15 protein-coding genes and 5 tRNA genes are annotated in these 14,463 nt (G+C 45.4%); 13 read left to right on the top strand and 7 right to left on the bottom strand.

Annotated elements, in window-relative coordinates; genetic code table 11:
* Positions 1-206: 206 nt before the first annotated feature.
* Complete coding sequence (locus KO501_RS11660) at positions 207-473, top strand: hypothetical protein (RefSeq protein WP_216029848.1); 267 nt, start codon at positions 207-209, stop codon at positions 471-473.
* Positions 474-537: 64 nt separating this feature from the next.
* On the opposite strand, the gene kdsA is transcribed toward KO501_RS11660, so the two are convergent.
* Genes kdsA through hemA form a run of 6 tightly spaced genes read right to left on the bottom strand, consistent with a single transcriptional unit; the run spans position 538 to position 6,614 of the window.
* A complete protein-coding gene (gene kdsA / locus KO501_RS11655) occupies positions 538-1,392 on the bottom strand; it encodes a 3-deoxy-8-phosphooctulonate synthase (protein WP_216029847.1) in 855 nt (284 codons plus the stop codon).
* 15 nt (positions 1,393-1,407) lie between these two features.
* A complete protein-coding gene (locus tag KO501_RS11650; RefSeq protein ID WP_216029846.1) occupies positions 1,408-1,782 on the bottom strand; it encodes a SirB2 family protein in 375 nt (124 codons plus the stop codon).
* A 23-nt stretch (positions 1,783-1,805) separates the two neighbouring features.
* Positions 1,806-3,353, bottom strand: a complete 1,548-nt coding sequence (locus KO501_RS11645) for a DUF3369 domain-containing protein (RefSeq protein ID WP_216029845.1) — start codon at positions 3,351-3,353, stop codon at positions 1,806-1,808.
* Positions 3,354-3,403: 50 nt separating this feature from the next.
* Positions 3,404-4,249, bottom strand: coding sequence for a peptide chain release factor N(5)-glutamine methyltransferase (gene prmC / locus KO501_RS11640; protein ID WP_216029844.1), 846 nt, complete (start codon positions 4,247-4,249; stop codon positions 3,404-3,406).
* On the bottom strand, positions 4,249-5,334 hold the full coding sequence (prfA, locus tag KO501_RS11635; RefSeq protein ID WP_216029843.1) for a peptide chain release factor 1: 1,086 nt from the start codon (positions 5,332-5,334) through the stop codon (positions 4,249-4,251). The genes prmC and prfA overlap by 1 nt, the downstream gene beginning before the upstream one ends.
* 14 nt (positions 5,335-5,348) lie before the next feature.
* Complete coding sequence (gene hemA, locus KO501_RS11630) at positions 5,349-6,614, bottom strand: glutamyl-tRNA reductase (protein ID WP_216029842.1); 1,266 nt, start codon at positions 6,612-6,614, stop codon at positions 5,349-5,351.
* Between the two features lie 143 nt (positions 6,615-6,757).
* On the opposite strand from hemA, the gene lolB reads away from it, so the two are divergent.
* The 8 genes from lolB (at position 6,758) to ychF (ending at position 12,412) form a co-directional block, all read left to right on the top strand.
* Positions 6,758-7,375, top strand: coding sequence for a lipoprotein insertase outer membrane protein LolB (gene lolB / locus KO501_RS11625; protein WP_216029841.1), 618 nt, complete (start codon positions 6,758-6,760; stop codon positions 7,373-7,375).
* On the top strand, positions 7,362-8,228 hold the full coding sequence (ispE, locus tag KO501_RS11620) for a 4-(cytidine 5'-diphospho)-2-C-methyl-D-erythritol kinase (RefSeq protein ID WP_216029840.1): 867 nt from the start codon (positions 7,362-7,364) through the stop codon (positions 8,226-8,228). Before lolB ends, ispE begins: the two co-directional genes overlap by 14 nt.
* Positions 8,229-8,235: 7 nt before the next feature.
* Positions 8,236-8,311: transfer RNA gene (locus KO501_RS11615), tRNA-Gln, on the top strand.
* Positions 8,312-8,343: 32 nt separating this feature from the next.
* Positions 8,344-9,291, top strand: coding sequence for a ribose-phosphate pyrophosphokinase (locus KO501_RS11610; protein ID WP_216029839.1), 948 nt, complete (start codon positions 8,344-8,346; stop codon positions 9,289-9,291).
* A 179-nt stretch (positions 9,292-9,470) separates the two neighbouring features.
* On the top strand, positions 9,471-9,869 hold the full coding sequence (locus tag KO501_RS11605; RefSeq protein ID WP_216029838.1) for a hypothetical protein: 399 nt from the start codon (positions 9,471-9,473) through the stop codon (positions 9,867-9,869).
* 194 nt (positions 9,870-10,063) lie between these two features.
* Positions 10,064-10,699 carry a 50S ribosomal protein L25/general stress protein Ctc gene (locus KO501_RS11600; RefSeq protein WP_216029837.1) on the top strand — a complete coding sequence of 212 codons (636 nt, stop codon included), beginning with the start codon at positions 10,064-10,066 and terminating at the stop codon, positions 10,697-10,699.
* Positions 10,700-10,704: 5 nt separating this feature from the next.
* The gene (pth, locus tag KO501_RS11595) at positions 10,705-11,301 is read left to right on the top strand and encodes an aminoacyl-tRNA hydrolase (RefSeq protein ID WP_216029836.1); all 597 of its coding nucleotides are present in this window, start codon (positions 10,705-10,707) and stop codon (positions 11,299-11,301) included.
* A 19-nt stretch (positions 11,302-11,320) separates the two neighbouring features.
* Positions 11,321-12,412 (top strand): redox-regulated ATPase YchF, encoded by a 1,092-nt coding sequence (gene ychF / locus KO501_RS11590; protein ID WP_216029835.1) that lies wholly within the window; start codon positions 11,321-11,323, stop codon positions 12,410-12,412.
* Positions 12,413-12,462: 50 nt separating this feature from the next.
* Here the strand turns inward: ychF and KO501_RS11585 are convergent, their stop codons facing one another.
* Positions 12,463-13,770, bottom strand: coding sequence for a TIGR00366 family protein (locus KO501_RS11585; RefSeq protein WP_216029834.1), 1,308 nt, complete (start codon positions 13,768-13,770; stop codon positions 12,463-12,465).
* A gap of 295 nt (positions 13,771-14,065) precedes the next feature.
* On the opposite strand from KO501_RS11585, the gene KO501_RS11580 reads away from it, so the two are divergent.
* From KO501_RS11580 to KO501_RS11565, 4 genes are all read left to right on the top strand, one after another.
* A tRNA-Met gene (locus KO501_RS11580) sits at positions 14,066-14,142 on the top strand.
* 35 nt (positions 14,143-14,177) lie between these two features.
* Positions 14,178-14,262: transfer RNA gene (locus tag KO501_RS11575), tRNA-Leu, on the top strand.
* A gap of 4 nt (positions 14,263-14,266) precedes the next feature.
* Positions 14,267-14,341 (top strand) — tRNA-Gln (locus KO501_RS11570).
* A gap of 36 nt (positions 14,342-14,377) precedes the next feature.
* Positions 14,378-14,452, top strand: a tRNA-Gln gene (locus tag KO501_RS11565).
* The last annotated feature ends 11 nt before the right edge of the window (positions 14,453-14,463 follow it).

Raw genomic sequence — 14,463 nt, 5'->3', positions numbered from 1 at the left:
GAAGGATTAAACTTTAGTTGCAACTTCGGATTAGTTAATCTAATCCATCACCCCTATATTTACTCGATTTAATATTTCATTAAAACTGTTTATTATTCGCCCGCTTTCAAAGACAGGCGTTTTTGTTCAATAAGTTACAAACGCCTAATGTTAATGAAAGTAGACAACTTGTTAATAGATATTAAATTAATTTTATTAGGTGTGATATGACTAAATTCAAAAAATTCTTCAGCCAAATGGCTGTAATGCTTGCTGCTACAACTGCTTATCCAACTATCAGTGCAGAAATGCCGGTACAAAGCCCGTTTACGCCAGTAATCGAAAAAATCGAGCTTGCTCCTGTGTCTGTGGACATTAAGGCTCAAGTCTCAGCAACATTGGCAACAGGTAGCGTAGAACACGCATCTAAAACTTTGTTAGTAATGTCTGACGAAGCGACCGTTGTAATAAAGGACGCTGACAAAAGCGAATAATCCTTTACCCACACCTGATACGAATGCCGGTAACGTAAGTTACCGGCACTCGCCATCAGACGCCTTAGGTTGCACTTGTATCTAACGGCGCAAAACCCTTCACCAAATCATCTAATGCTTTCATTTGTTGCAAATACGGCTCTAATTTAGACAGCGGTAATGCACAAGGTCCATCACATTTCGCTTCATCCGGATTCGGGTGTGCTTCAATGAATAATCCTGCTAATCCTAATGCCATACCACTGCGAGCTAACTGTGCCGCTTGTGCACGTCGACCATCTGCTGACGTTGCTCTTCCTCCTGGCATTTGTAACGCATGGGTCGCATCAAAAATCACTGGCGCGTAGGCTTTCATCGCATCCATACCCAACATATCGACCACAAGGTTATTGTAGCCAAAGCAAGAGCCTCGTTCGCATAAAATGACGTTGTCATTGCCCGCTTCGTTTAATTTGGCAATGATATGGCGCATTTCATGGGGAGCCAAAAATTGCGGCTTTTTCACGTTGATCACAGCATCGGTTTTGGCCATTGCTACCACCAGGTCCGTTTGGCGAGCCAAAAAAGCGGGCAACTGAATAACATCCACCACTTCTGCTACTGGTGCCGCCTGATGGGGTTCGTGCACATCGGTGATCACAGGCACCTTAAAGGTGTCTTTTATTTCTTCAAAAATCTTTAGGCCTGCATCCATACCCGGTCCACGATACGATGACACCGACGACCGATTGGCTTTATCAAAAGAGGCTTTAAATACATAGTTAATACCCAACCGTTGGGTAACCTCTACATAGTGTTCGGCAATTCTCATTGCCAAATCACGGGATTCGAGCACGTTCATTCCGCCAAAAAGAACAAACGGATTATCGTTGGCAACAGAAACATTACCCACTGCAATTTCTGTTCGAGACTGTGTCATGATTATTTTCTCTTACTAAAAGAATAAAGGTTGTTTGGTCACCGCAACCTTGGCGATCAACGCTAACCAGGTTAATGCGCCAATAAAACCAATCCATTTTAGCGGTGCATTGCGGGCCCATTTAAGGGCAAATAAACCCATCAAAATATACACCACTAACCCTACCACTTTAAACGTTAACCAACCTTGTACAAAGGGGTATTGATTTAGCATGACGCATAAAGAAAGCGCACTGATCAACAAGATGGTATCTACCACGTGAGGAGTGATTTTTAACCACTTTTTTTCCAACACAGCAGGTGAAAACTGTGACCAGATAAATCGTAAAACAAACAAAAATACACTTAACGCAACGGCGGTAAGGTGAATATGTTTGGCCATCATATACATAATCGTATCCTTTTTTTTCTTTTTTAGCTGTCTTTCCAGCGCTGTTGAATTTCGTTGAAACGTTCTATGTTTTCCAGCATGTATTTAACCAATCGCGGATCAAAATGCCGGCCGCTTTCCCCTTGTAATGTTGCCACGGTTTTATCTAATGACCATGCTTCTTTGTATGGGCGCTTGTTCATTAGGGCGTCGAAAACATCCACCACAGTAGCAATTCGGCTTTGTAACTGAATTTCTTCGCCTTTTAATCCCATGGGATACCCTTTTCCATCCCACCTTTCATGATGCTCTCTGGCCAGTATGGAGGCTAATTGAATCGTCGGGCTGTCTGAATCTTTTAGGATCTGATAACCGAATTCTGAATGCTGCCTAATGGCAAACCGTTCTTCGTCAGTCAGGGTGTCTGGCTTTACGAGTATATGAGAGGAAACTTGTGCATTACCCACATCATGCAGTGGAATAGCCAAACGCAAGGTGACGATGTCCCGCTCACTTAAACCGACATAGCGGGCGAGAAGTTCAGCCATTTCGACCATTCGTTTAATGTGATTGCCACCCCCATCAGCCCCTTCCATGGCAATGCCAAGTCGCTCAATTATTTCCCGTTGGGTACTTTCGACCTCTTGAGTAACCAACACGTTTTCAAAAGCCAATTGCACGTTTTCGGAAAACAACTTAAGTAAATGCATGTTGGTTTCGCTTAATTTTCGGGGAATACCTGACAGGTAAAGTAGCGAGTCTTTATGGTGTTTGCTGTAACAATAAGCCACCACGTAATCTTCACCAAAAATAATGCGCTTTTCTTTCAGGGCTTGCTGACATAATTGATAGGCATCTTCGGGGATCGTCTCATTTAAGCGCTTACCTTCCTTGCCGGCGTACTCGCCGTTGCCGGCAAACACAAACAGCTCACGAGAAGAAGGCTGCCGAAGGGGACGAGACACCGCCACCGCATTGGTAATGTAAGCGGCGTCTTTTGAAAACCCCATAATAGACGCAAGTTGCTGAATAATGCCCCGCATAAACTTCTCAAGTGAACGAGAGGTAAAGAGATCGGCAGACGCATCCATGATTTTTTCCAAACCAGCGCGGTTCTCTTCAATTACCACAATATCGCGATAAGATCGTAAAGAAGCGATCATTACCGTGAACAGTTTTTGTGCGGTGAGTTCTGTTTTTGATTTATAGTCGTTGATGTCATAATCAACAATGACACTGCGTTCTGGTGCCTGTCCCGGTTGTCCGGTACGTAAAATAATGCGAGTAAAATGGTTATCCAGCACATTTCGAATAAATTGTGCCACTTCCAGCCCGGCGTTATCTGTTTCCATCACCACATCAAGCAATACCACAGCCACATCATTATGGGTCCGTAAGTACGTTTTTGCTTCATCGCCGCTGTAAGCGCTAATAAACTCTAACCGCCGATCATCAAGGATAAAATCACTCAGAGCGAGTTTGGTAACCGCATGGACTTCGGGCTCATCGTCTACGATAAGGACTTTCCAGCTTCCCAGTTCTTCTGGTATGGCTTCATCATCGTCTTCTATAAAGAAAAAATCATCACTCATCTAATACTGTCCGTATTTGTGTGGCCAAACAAAGCATACTGTAAGCGCGATTATTCGCAAGAAACTCTTTTGGCCGCGGTGAGTCTATCTAAACCGGCGAGATCCTGATAGGTATGGATATCCTGATACCCTGCTTGGGCAAATTGCTCTCGAATCGCTTGGCCTTGGCTGTGCCCATGTTCAATTAAAAGCCAACCATGTAACCGTAGATGTTGACGTGCTTTATCGATGATATCGACAATATCTTCTAATCCATCCTCACCGGCAGTGAGGGCTGAACGAGGTTCAAAACGCACGTCGCCTTGACCTAGATAAGGGCTATTGGATTCGACATAAGGCGGGTTAGAAACAATCATATCGAAGGTCGTCTGCGCGATGGCATCAAACCAGTGACTTTGCAGAAACGCCACATTCTTAACCTGATTATCTTGTGCATTTGTTTTCGCTAGGGCTACCACATTAGCGAATTTATCCACTCCGGTAACGTGCACATTCGCCCGTTCACTGGCAATGGCCAACGCAATAGCACCGGTGCCGGTACCAAGATCACATACCTGAGTATCGCCCTCATCCAACAAGGTCAACGCCGTTTCTACCAGCAATTCGGTATCGGGGCGAGGGATCAAGGTTGATGGCTCCACCCGCAATCGTAAAGACCAAAATTCCCGGTATCCGGTTATATACGCCACCGGCTCCCCTACCTCGCGTTTGTGTACAAGGGATTCATAGGTTTGGCGTTGGTCTTCGGTGAGTAACTTTTCGGGCCAGGTATAAAGATAAGTACGGTTTTGTTGTAGTACATGACATAACAACACCTTGGCATCGGTGTCTGCCGACTCTCCCCGCGACAATGTGTTACGCGCCCAGTCCAAGGCCTGGGCAATGGAAAGCGTCATTAATCGTCAGCCAACGAGGCAAGCAAGTCTGCTTGGTGTTCCTGTCGAATCGGATCTAGCATCGCCGCCAAATTACCTTCTATCACTTCATCTAAACGATACAACGTGAGGTTAATACGGTGATCCGTCACCCGCCCTTGTGGGAAGTTATAAGTACGGATGCGCTCGGAGCGATCACCACTACCCACTAAGTTACGTCGAGTAGAGGCTTCTTCAGCAGCACGCTTTTCTTCTTCTATTTGATTCAGTCTGGCTTGCAACACCGACATGGCTTTCGCCCGATTTTTGTGCTGAGAACGCTCATCCTGACATTCCACCACCACACCGGAAGGTAAATGGGTAATACGAATGGCTGAGTCGGTTTTATTTACGTGCTGACCACCCGCGCCAGACGCGCGAAAGGTATCGATACGTAAATCGCCTGAATTAATTTCAATGGCTTCAGATTCTGGTATTTCTGGCAATACAGCCACCGTACAAGCTGAGGTATGGATCCGGCCCTGAGACTCGGTTTCCGGTACCCGTTGTACACGGTGGCCGCCAGATTCAAATTTCAAAATACCGTATACACCTTCACCAGAAATATGAGCGATAACCTCTTTAAAACCGCCATGTTCGCCTTCGTTTTGGCTCACAACGTCCACTTTCCAGCCCTGAGTTTCAGCATAACGGCTATACATTCTGAAAAGATCGCCGGCAAAAATACCAGCTTCGTCGCCACCGGCTCCGGCTCGGATTTCCAAAAAGCAGTTGTTGTCATCATTGGGATCTTTGGGCAGCAACAAAATTTGCAGTGCGCTTTCTAACTCGGTGATTTCAGCTTTGGTTTGTTTTATTTCTTCTTGCGCCATTTCACGCATTTCAGCGTCATCTTCAGCAAGCATTTCTTGCGCAGAAAGCAAATTTTCGGTTGCTTGTTGATAGGCATTAAAGCCTTTTACCACATCTTCTAACTGACTGTATTCTTTGGATAACGCACGGAATTTGTCTTGGTTAGAAATGGTGTCAGGATCCCCTAGCAGGGCCTGAACTTCATCAAAGCGCTCTACCAAGGTTTCTAGCTTTCTGACAACGGACTCTTTCATATTAAGTAATACCTTTATTTATCTTGCTTATCGCCAGTAATATCCATCGACTGTCCCAACCATTGGGTTAATGCGACATCATTTTTCTGGGCGGCTTCCCGCAAGACCCGGGTAGGACCATGCATCAGCGCATTGGTTAATTTGTATGCCAGTTCTTGCATAATATCTTCTGGGGGCTTGCCTTCAGCTAACTGATTTAACGCACGTGCAACCGCTTCATCCCGAGATGCCATTCCACGCTCTCGGTACTCGCGTACCAAGCTAATCGACTTCTGAGCCTGTTTCCAGTTCAGAAACACCACAGCTTGCTCAGCAATAATTTTTTCGGCTTCTTGCGCTGCGACTTCACGGGACGCTAGATTTTGCTCCACAATGTGCTGCAAGTCGTCCACGGTGTATAAGTAGGCATCAGCTAGTTCATTTACCTGAGACTCGATATCTCGGGGCACGGCCAAATCCACAAGAAAGATGGGCAAGTTACGCCGTTTTTTTAAGGCATTTTCTACCATGCCTTTACCGATTAATGGTAACTGACTTGCTGTAGAGCTTATGACAATATCAAAATCGTGTAGATGCTCCGGCAACTGAGACAGTGTAAGCACATCCGCATCTAGTTGCTGAGCTAAATTTTCGGCTCGGGTGACAGTACGGTTTGCAACCGCTAATCGGTTTACACCTTGCTCTTTTAAATGCTGTGCCACCAACTCAATGGTTTCGCCGGCGCCGACCAACAACACAGAACGCTTGGGCAAAGCACTAAAAATATGCTTGGCTAATTGTACCGCAGCGAAGGCAACAGATACCGCATTGGCACCGATTTCAGTTTCAGAGCGAACACGTTTTGCCACTGAAAAGGTGTGTTGAAACAAACGCTCGAACTCAGAACTTACCGTCCCTGAATGTTTGGCATCGCTGAACGCCTGTTTAATTTGCCCCAGAATTTGCGGTTCACCTAAAATAAGTGAATCGAGGCCACTGGCGACTTTCATCACATGTTTGACGGCCTCTTCTTGCTCATATAAATAACTATGATTTTGAATATCTGCAGCAGACACACCATGAAAATCCGCTAACCATTGCATTAGCAGATCTTTAGCATTGTTACCTTTCACGTAGATTTCAGTACGATTACAGGTAGACACAATGACTGACTCGTCAACATTTGGCAGCTGTTTTAACGAGGCGAGCGCAGACACCAGAGAATCCGGTGTAAATGCAACTTTTTCCCGTAAGGCAACAGGTGCGGTTTTGTGGTTAATTCCGAGGGCAGTTAAGGTCATTCAAATTCATGCTGGCGTCGTCGGAGCGGCATTGTACGAAAAACCCAAAATGATTGAAAGTACTCATGAAACTGTGTTCACATAAACAATGCTGCTATTACACTTCAATTGTGCCAGTTTGGATTAAGGGAAATAGGACCACTATGCGTCGTCACATCGCTCTCGTTTTTATCGTTTTTTTCTGGCTCAGCGCCTGTACAACCCTGCCAGACGGGCCGCAACAAGCGGTAGACCTTCCTATACAGTTGGCAAAGTTGAACGACATTAACCAATGGCAAATCAAAGGAAAGATGGCCATTCGCCAAGGAAAAAAAGCCGTAAGTGCTAACATGAATTGGAAAACCAATCAGGCAGATTTTAAATTTCGATTAACAAACCTGCTGGGGATCACGCTGGTAAATATGGATTATAGCCAAGGTTTGGCGGTTCTTGAAGCCGACGACAAGACTTATGAACACTCCGATCCTTCCGCCCTGATTTACGAAGTCACAAATTGGGATATCCCAGTACACAAGTTATTGAGTTGGATAAAAGGCTTACCGTTAAAAGATGATGTTTATCAGTTAAATGATAAGCAATTATTGGCGTCACTTTCGCCAAATTGTGAAACTTGTTCTTCCTGGCAGGTGAGCTATAGCCAGTATGGTAATGTAGAAGGGATCTGGCTACCCTACCAATTGACGCTAAGACAAACAGATAAAGACAACACCATGATAAAAATTCGTATTGATAGCTGGGAATTAGCTGATGAGCCTCGATAAATGGTGGCCAAGTCCGGCTAAAATTAACTTGTTTTTGCATATTCTCGGGCGCTATGACAATGGTTATCACCAGTTACAAACCCTATTTCAGTTACTCGATTACGGTGACAGCCTGGCCTTTGACATTAACGAGTCCGGTTTATTAACGCTCTCGCCTTCTATTGACGGCGTAAATGATGAAGATAACCTGATCATTAAAGCAGCCCGGCTTTTACAAGAAAAAACTGGCACCCAAAAGGGGGCTCACATTCAGCTTAAAAAAGTGCTGCCTATGGGCGGTGGTATCGGCGGCGGTTCATCAAATGCCGCCACAACCTTGGTGGCATTAAATTATTTATGGCAATGTGGGCTTAGCGCCTCACAGTTAGGGCAACTAGGGCTCGCGTTAGGAGCAGACGTACCTATCTTTGTTCAGGGCTGTAGCGGCTTTGCGGGCGGTGTGGGTGAAAAAATACACAGCGAAAATTTAGCCGAAAAATGGTATTTAGTGGTAAACCCCGGCGTTCACGTAAGTACCGCAGATATTTTTTCTCAACCGGCGCTACCACGCAGCACACCGGCCATAGAATGGCACGACTATACATTCGAAAATACCCACAACGATTGTCAGTCAATTGTATGTAAGCAGCATCTCGAAGTTGCAAAATTATTACAGTGGTTGGTACACTACGCACCGTCGCGGATGACGGGCACAGGCGCCTGTGTATTTTCGGTCTTTGATAATGAACTCGCAGCTACACGTATTTTGAAGGCATTGCCGGAAAAATGGGCAGGTTTTGTTGCCAGAGGCGTCAATACGTCGCCACTACACCATAAGCTAAAACATGTGAACGATGCATCGGACATGAACTAATTATTTTTGGGGTATAGCCAAGTTGGTAAGGCAGCGGGTTTTGATCCCGCCATTCGTTGGTTCGAGTCCAGCTACCCCAACCACCTCTTATTATCAATGCACTGAGGAAACACTTGTGCCAGATATGAAGCTCTTTGCAGGCAATGCTGTCCCCGAACTTGCTCATAAAGTTGCCGAACGCCTTTATACCAAACTAGGTAATGCCAGTGTTGGTCGTTTCAGCGACGGTGAGATCAGCGTAGAAATTCATGAAAACGTCCGTGGTTCGGACGTTTTTATTATCCAATCTACCTGCGCACCTACCAATGATAACCTAATGGAACTTATCGTAATGATTGATGCATTGCGACGAGCTTCAGCAGGCCGAATCACTGCCGTTATTCCTTACTTTGGTTACGCCAGACAAGACCGTCGTGTGCGTTCCGCCCGTGTCCCTATCACAGCCCGTGTGGTTGCAGACTTCTTGTCAAATGTGGGCGTGGACCGAGTCCTCACCATCGACTTACATGCCGAGCAAATTCAGGGTTTCTTCGACGTACCTGTTGATAATGCGTTTGGTACACCCATTCTACTTGCGGATATGGTAGAACGGGACTTTGTCGACCCCATTGTCGTTTCTCCTGATATTGGCGGCGTTGTGCGGGCTAGAGCCACAGCAAAACTACTTAATGATACAGAACTTGCCATCATCGATAAGCGTCGTCCTAAGGCAAACGTGTCACAAGTCATGAACATCATCGGTGATGTGAAAGACCGTGACTGTATTATCGTAGACGACATGATTGATACTGGCGGTACTCTGGCAAAAGCAGCCGAAGCGTTGAAAAATCATGGGGCACGCAAAGTCTATGCTTATGCAACCCATGCGATTTTTTCCGGTAATGCCCCCACCAACTTAAAAGAATCTGTGATTGACGAAATCATCGTTACCGACAGTATCCCACTGTCTGATGCGATGAAAGCCACAGGCAAAGTAAAACAGTTAACATTATCAGAGATGCTAGCCGAAACCATTCGCCGTATTAGTAACGAAGAATCTATTTCTGCCATGTTTGATTACTAACATCCTGTTTAGTCAGTGACTCATATCGAGTCACTGGCCTCTTATTCTGTCGTCGCCTTCTTCTCTTTTCTTCTCGCTTCTTTTTTTCTGTAAAAACCTATACAAGATTCATTGTTCGTTCAGATAAAGCACGGCACACTATCCATAGCAACGATTACAGAAAAATCAGGAGACAGTCTGTGACACGTTTTGTTTATGCCACTTTAATAACAACCGCTTTAACGCTGACAGGATGCAACGAAGAACACATCCCTCATACCGTACAAGACACCGCCCCCAATGCCATGCATACCGAGCAACCACCGGGAACCGCTATGACCGACCTTGAAACACTGACCGGCAAACTGGTCTATCAACCCCAGGAAGGTGGTTTTTTAGGCTTTATTACCACCGACGGCAAGCACTACATGTTACGTAACCTAGACAAGCAGTACCGTAAAAACGGGATGAAACTCACCGTCAAAGGTAAGCCCGTGACCGACATGGCCACCACCAGACAATTTGGCGTACTGTTTACGGTTAAAGAAATCGTGAATATGGATGCAAGCCAGGTTTCCTTACCCTCTAACGAGATGTAACCCCCATTTTACTTTATCGCCCGGTTGTGCCAGGGGTGATTAAATTCCCGTTTGTATCTGTAACAGGGTGGTGGTAGAATTCGCCGCCCTTTTATTTTGGGTGTAGGTATTGCGCTTAGCAATGGCCTAACTAATCGCAGATTTTGGTCGCAAAAATCTGCACACTATTAATTACTTACTACGGAGACATACATATGTCTGGTGCAATTTTTACTTTGGAAGCAGAAATCCGTACTGATTTAGGGAAAGGTGCGAGCCGCCGCCTTCGTCATGCTGATAAATTACCTGCTATCCTTTACGGTGGCGAAGAAGCGCCAATCGCGTTAACGCTTGATCATAACAAAGTTAATAACTCCGCTGACTTTGAAGCATTTTACTCTCATGTTTTAACATTGAACATCGACGGAAAGCCTGTTGAAGCATTGGTTAAAGACATGCAGCGTCACCCTTACAAGCCTAAAATCATGCACGTTGACTTCCAACGCATCATTGCTGGCGAGAAGCTGACTACCAGTGTTCCTTTACACTTTGTAAATGAAGCGCAATCTGAAGCTATCAAAGCTGGCGGTATTGCAGAACACCACGTAAATGAAATCGACATTACTTGTCTGCCTAAAGATTTGCCTGAGTTCGTTGAAGTTGACATGGCAAATGTAGACATGGATCACACTGTTCACTTATCTGATCTTACATTGCCTGCTGGCGTTAGCTCTATAGAGTTGGCTAAAGGTGATGAAACTCATGATTTGGCAGTAGTGACTGTTAAGCCTGCGCCTAAAGCTGCTGATGCAGACGGCGAAGGTGACGAAGAAGGCACAACTGAGGAATAATCAGTTTGTCAGATATTCGTCTGATTGTGGGCCTGGGAAATCCAGGCCCAGAATATGAAAACACACGTCATAATGCCGGTGCTTGGTACCTGCATGAGTTAGCTGCGCGTTTTAATACTAGTTTAAAACCAGAAAGTAAGTTTTTTGGTTATTCCGGCCGCATTACTGTAGGCACTCAAGATATTCGTCTGCTCTACCCCACCACCTTTATGAATAAAAGTGGTCAGGCTGTTTCAGCCATGGCAAATTTCTACCGGATCCCGGCAGAGAATATCTTGGTTGCTTTTGATGAATTAGATTTACCACCTGGCGTTGCCAAATTTAAAGTTGGCGGTAGTTCAAGCCAAAATGGTGTCCGAGACATCGTTGCCCGTATGGGTAATAACAAAGATTTCCTCAGGTTGCGAATAGGCATTGGCCATCCAGGCCATAAAAGCAAGGTTACCGGTCATGTACTTGGGAAGCCTCAGGCAAGTGAAAAAGATGCTATTGTTGATGCCATAGATGAAGCCATTCGTTGTACTGAAATATTAATTAAAAACGACTTAAAACAAGCCCAGAACAGACTACACAGTTTTAAAGCTGACGTTCCGGGTACATAACCAGACAAGGGTCAAGCTCATGGGTTTTAAATGTGGCATCGTTGGTTTGCCAAATGTGGGTAAATCTACCCTATTTAACGCACTCACCAAAGCCGGAATCGAAGCGGCTAACTTTCCTTTTTGTACCATTGAACCGAATACCGGTGTAGTACCTGTACCGGATTTGCGCTTAGACAAGCTGGCAGAAATCGTAAACCCTCAACGGGTTATCCCTACCACCATGGAATTTGTGGATATTGCCGGTTTGGTTGAAGGCGCCTCTAAAGGTGAAGGCTTAGGTAACAAATTCTTAGCCAATATTCGTGAAACCGATGCCATTGGCCATGTTGTTCGTTGTTTTGAAAATGACAATATCGTGCATGTGTCCGGTAAAGTTAGCCCCCAGGACGACATTGATGTTATCAATACCGAACTGGCGTTGTCTGATTTAGAAACCACTGAAAAAGCCATCCTTCGTGTTGGCAAACGCGCAAAAGGCGGCGATGCCGATGCCAAATTTGAGCTTAAAGTACTTGAGAAAGTTAAGCCACATTTAGATGAAGGCAAACTGGTTCGCTCGTTAGAATTGGCGAAAGAAGAAGTGGCAGCCATCAGTTACATGAACCTGCTGACCATGAAGCCCACTATGTACATTGCCAATGTAAATGAAGAGGGTTTTGACAACAACCCGTACCTTGATCAAGTAAAAGCTATTGCTGCAAATGAAGATGCTGTGGTAGTTGCGGTGTGTGCTGAAATTGAAAGCGAAATCGCCGAACTCGATGACGATGAACGCGATGAGTTCATGGAAGACATGGGCTTAGAAGAGCCGGGCTTAAACCGTGTTATCCGTGCCGGTTATAACCTGCTGACACTACAAACCTATTTTACAGCCGGTGTAAAAGAAGTCCGCGCCTGGACCTTCCCTGAAGGTTCTACAGCACCGCAAGCGGCGGGTAAAATCCACACAGATTTTGAAAAAGGGTTTATCCGAGCTGAAATCGTCAGCTACGACCATTTCGTCGAATTCGGTGGTGAGCAAGGTGCTAAAGATGCCGGTAAATGGCGTCTTGAAGGTAAAGAATATATCGTTAAAGACGGTGACGTTATTCACTTCCGCTTTAATGTTTAAGTTGATTAAATAAGTAAAAACACCGCCTTTAGGCGGTGTTTTTGTTTAGGCTATAAAAAGCGTAAACACAAGCCGATGATCAACCCGGTGACTAGCAATTGCATTAGACAAAACCCCATTATGTCCTTGGCTCGCAATCCGGCGATGGCCAATACAGGTAACGCCCAAAAAGGCTGAATTAGATTCGTCCAGGCATCACCCCATGCCACTGCCATGGCCACCTTACTCACATCGGCGCCTAATTCTATCGCCGCAGGCAACATAACAGGCGCCTGTACTGCCCACTGTCCCCCTCCTGAGGGCACAAATATATTGACTACGCCAGCACTGATAAAACTCCACACAGCAAGAGAGTCGGCGCTAGCAAAGCTTATAAGCCACGTAGAAAGGGTTTGTGCTAAGCCAGACTGAACCATTACCGCCATAATGCCAGCATAAAAGGGAAACTGGATAAGGATGCCGCCACCCCCTTTCATTCCTTGTTGTAGGCTATGGAGTAAGCGACGAGGGGTGCCATGAAGAGTAATGGCAAGAAACAAAAACAAGGTGTTGACGATATTAAGGTTAAGGCTGCCACCTTGGTAAAAAAAGTAACCAAGATAGATAAGCCCGGCAAAACCGATAAGTTGCGATAAGATGACACTGTTTTCTAATTTATCCGCCGGTCGCGTCGACGTCATGTTCGCCACGGGTGGGTCTTGTAGGGATTGGGCAGACACGATAACACTGTTTTTTGCGTCAGGAAGCATTAAACGATTTACCACCGGCACAATAACAAACAAAAGTGCCAGCAAAACAAGATTAAGGGTGGAAAACAAAGTTTGTCCGGTATCAATCACCCCTATTTGTGCTTCAGCAAAATGCCCTGGGGTGGCAATCGCTAACGGTATCGAGCCAGCAAGGCCGCCATGCCAGACAACAAACCCCGAGTACGCACTCGCCACTAATAAACGGTAATCAACCGCGGTGCGCCGGGCGAGGGCCTTAGCAAACAACGCCCCTGCCACCAAACCAAAGCCCCAATTTAGCCAACTGGTACTAAGCGCAACCAAGGTTACCAGTACAATGGCTTTTCCTGGTGTATCTCCCAACACGGCCAGTTTTTCTAAAATTTGTTTTACCACTGGGGTACTTGCCAACATGTACCCACTAACTAAAACCAGGAGCATTTGCATAGAAAATGTAAGCAACCCCCACATACCTCCTCCCCACTGCTGAAGAATAACCATGGGAGCTTGGCCTTCCACCATATAAGCCGCACAAAATGTCACCAAGGTAAGCAGTAAAACAAGGACAAAGGGATCTGGCAGGTATTTTTCAACTAGCCGAACAAAGGGTTGAGACGCACGATTTAGCATAATTTAAGTTACATATTTAACATATTGATTACACAATACCGAAAATCACAGTGCCATCTCAAGTGTTTAGTCAGGCAAATTTTCATGGTTTAGAAAAAATGCAAATAGGGAAACCCCGTATATGGGATGCTTTTTATCGACGATAATTGGTGACATTATCAACATATCGACGATGAAATAGCCATTACAGTACACAATATGACCATTTAAAAAAAGTTCGTAAAAAAGGGGTTGACGGTCGAGATTCATATCAGCATAATACGCGCCACTTCCTGAGAGGGAAGAAAAAGAAAGAGGCTACGTAGCTCAGTTGGTTAGAGCACATCACTCATAATGATGGGGTCGCAAGTTCGAATCTCGCCGTAGCCACCATTTTTCTTTTTAAAAACTCTCAGGTATGTCTATTTGCGGGAGTGGTGGAATTGGTAGACACGCTGGATTTAGGTTCCAGTGCTTCACGGCGTGAGAGTTCAAGTCTCTCCTTCCGCACCATTATTGGGGTATAGCCAAGTGGTAAGGCAGCGGGTTTTGATCCCGCCATCCGTTGGTTCGAGTCCAGCTACCCCAGCCATTTTTTTTGTAATTGCGTCTTATCGCGATTATCTCTTGGGGTATAGCCAAGTGGTAAGGCAGCGGGTTTTGATCCCGCCATCCGTTGGTTCGAGTCCAGCTACCCCAGCCATATTTTAAAAA

The organism is Alteromonas sp. C1M14 (genome assembly GCF_018860965.1).
Taxonomy (GTDB): Bacteria; Pseudomonadota; Gammaproteobacteria; order Enterobacterales; family Alteromonadaceae; genus Alteromonas.
Note: the sequence above shows the minus strand (reverse complement) of the source record. Positions and strands in the feature narration are given on the sequence as shown.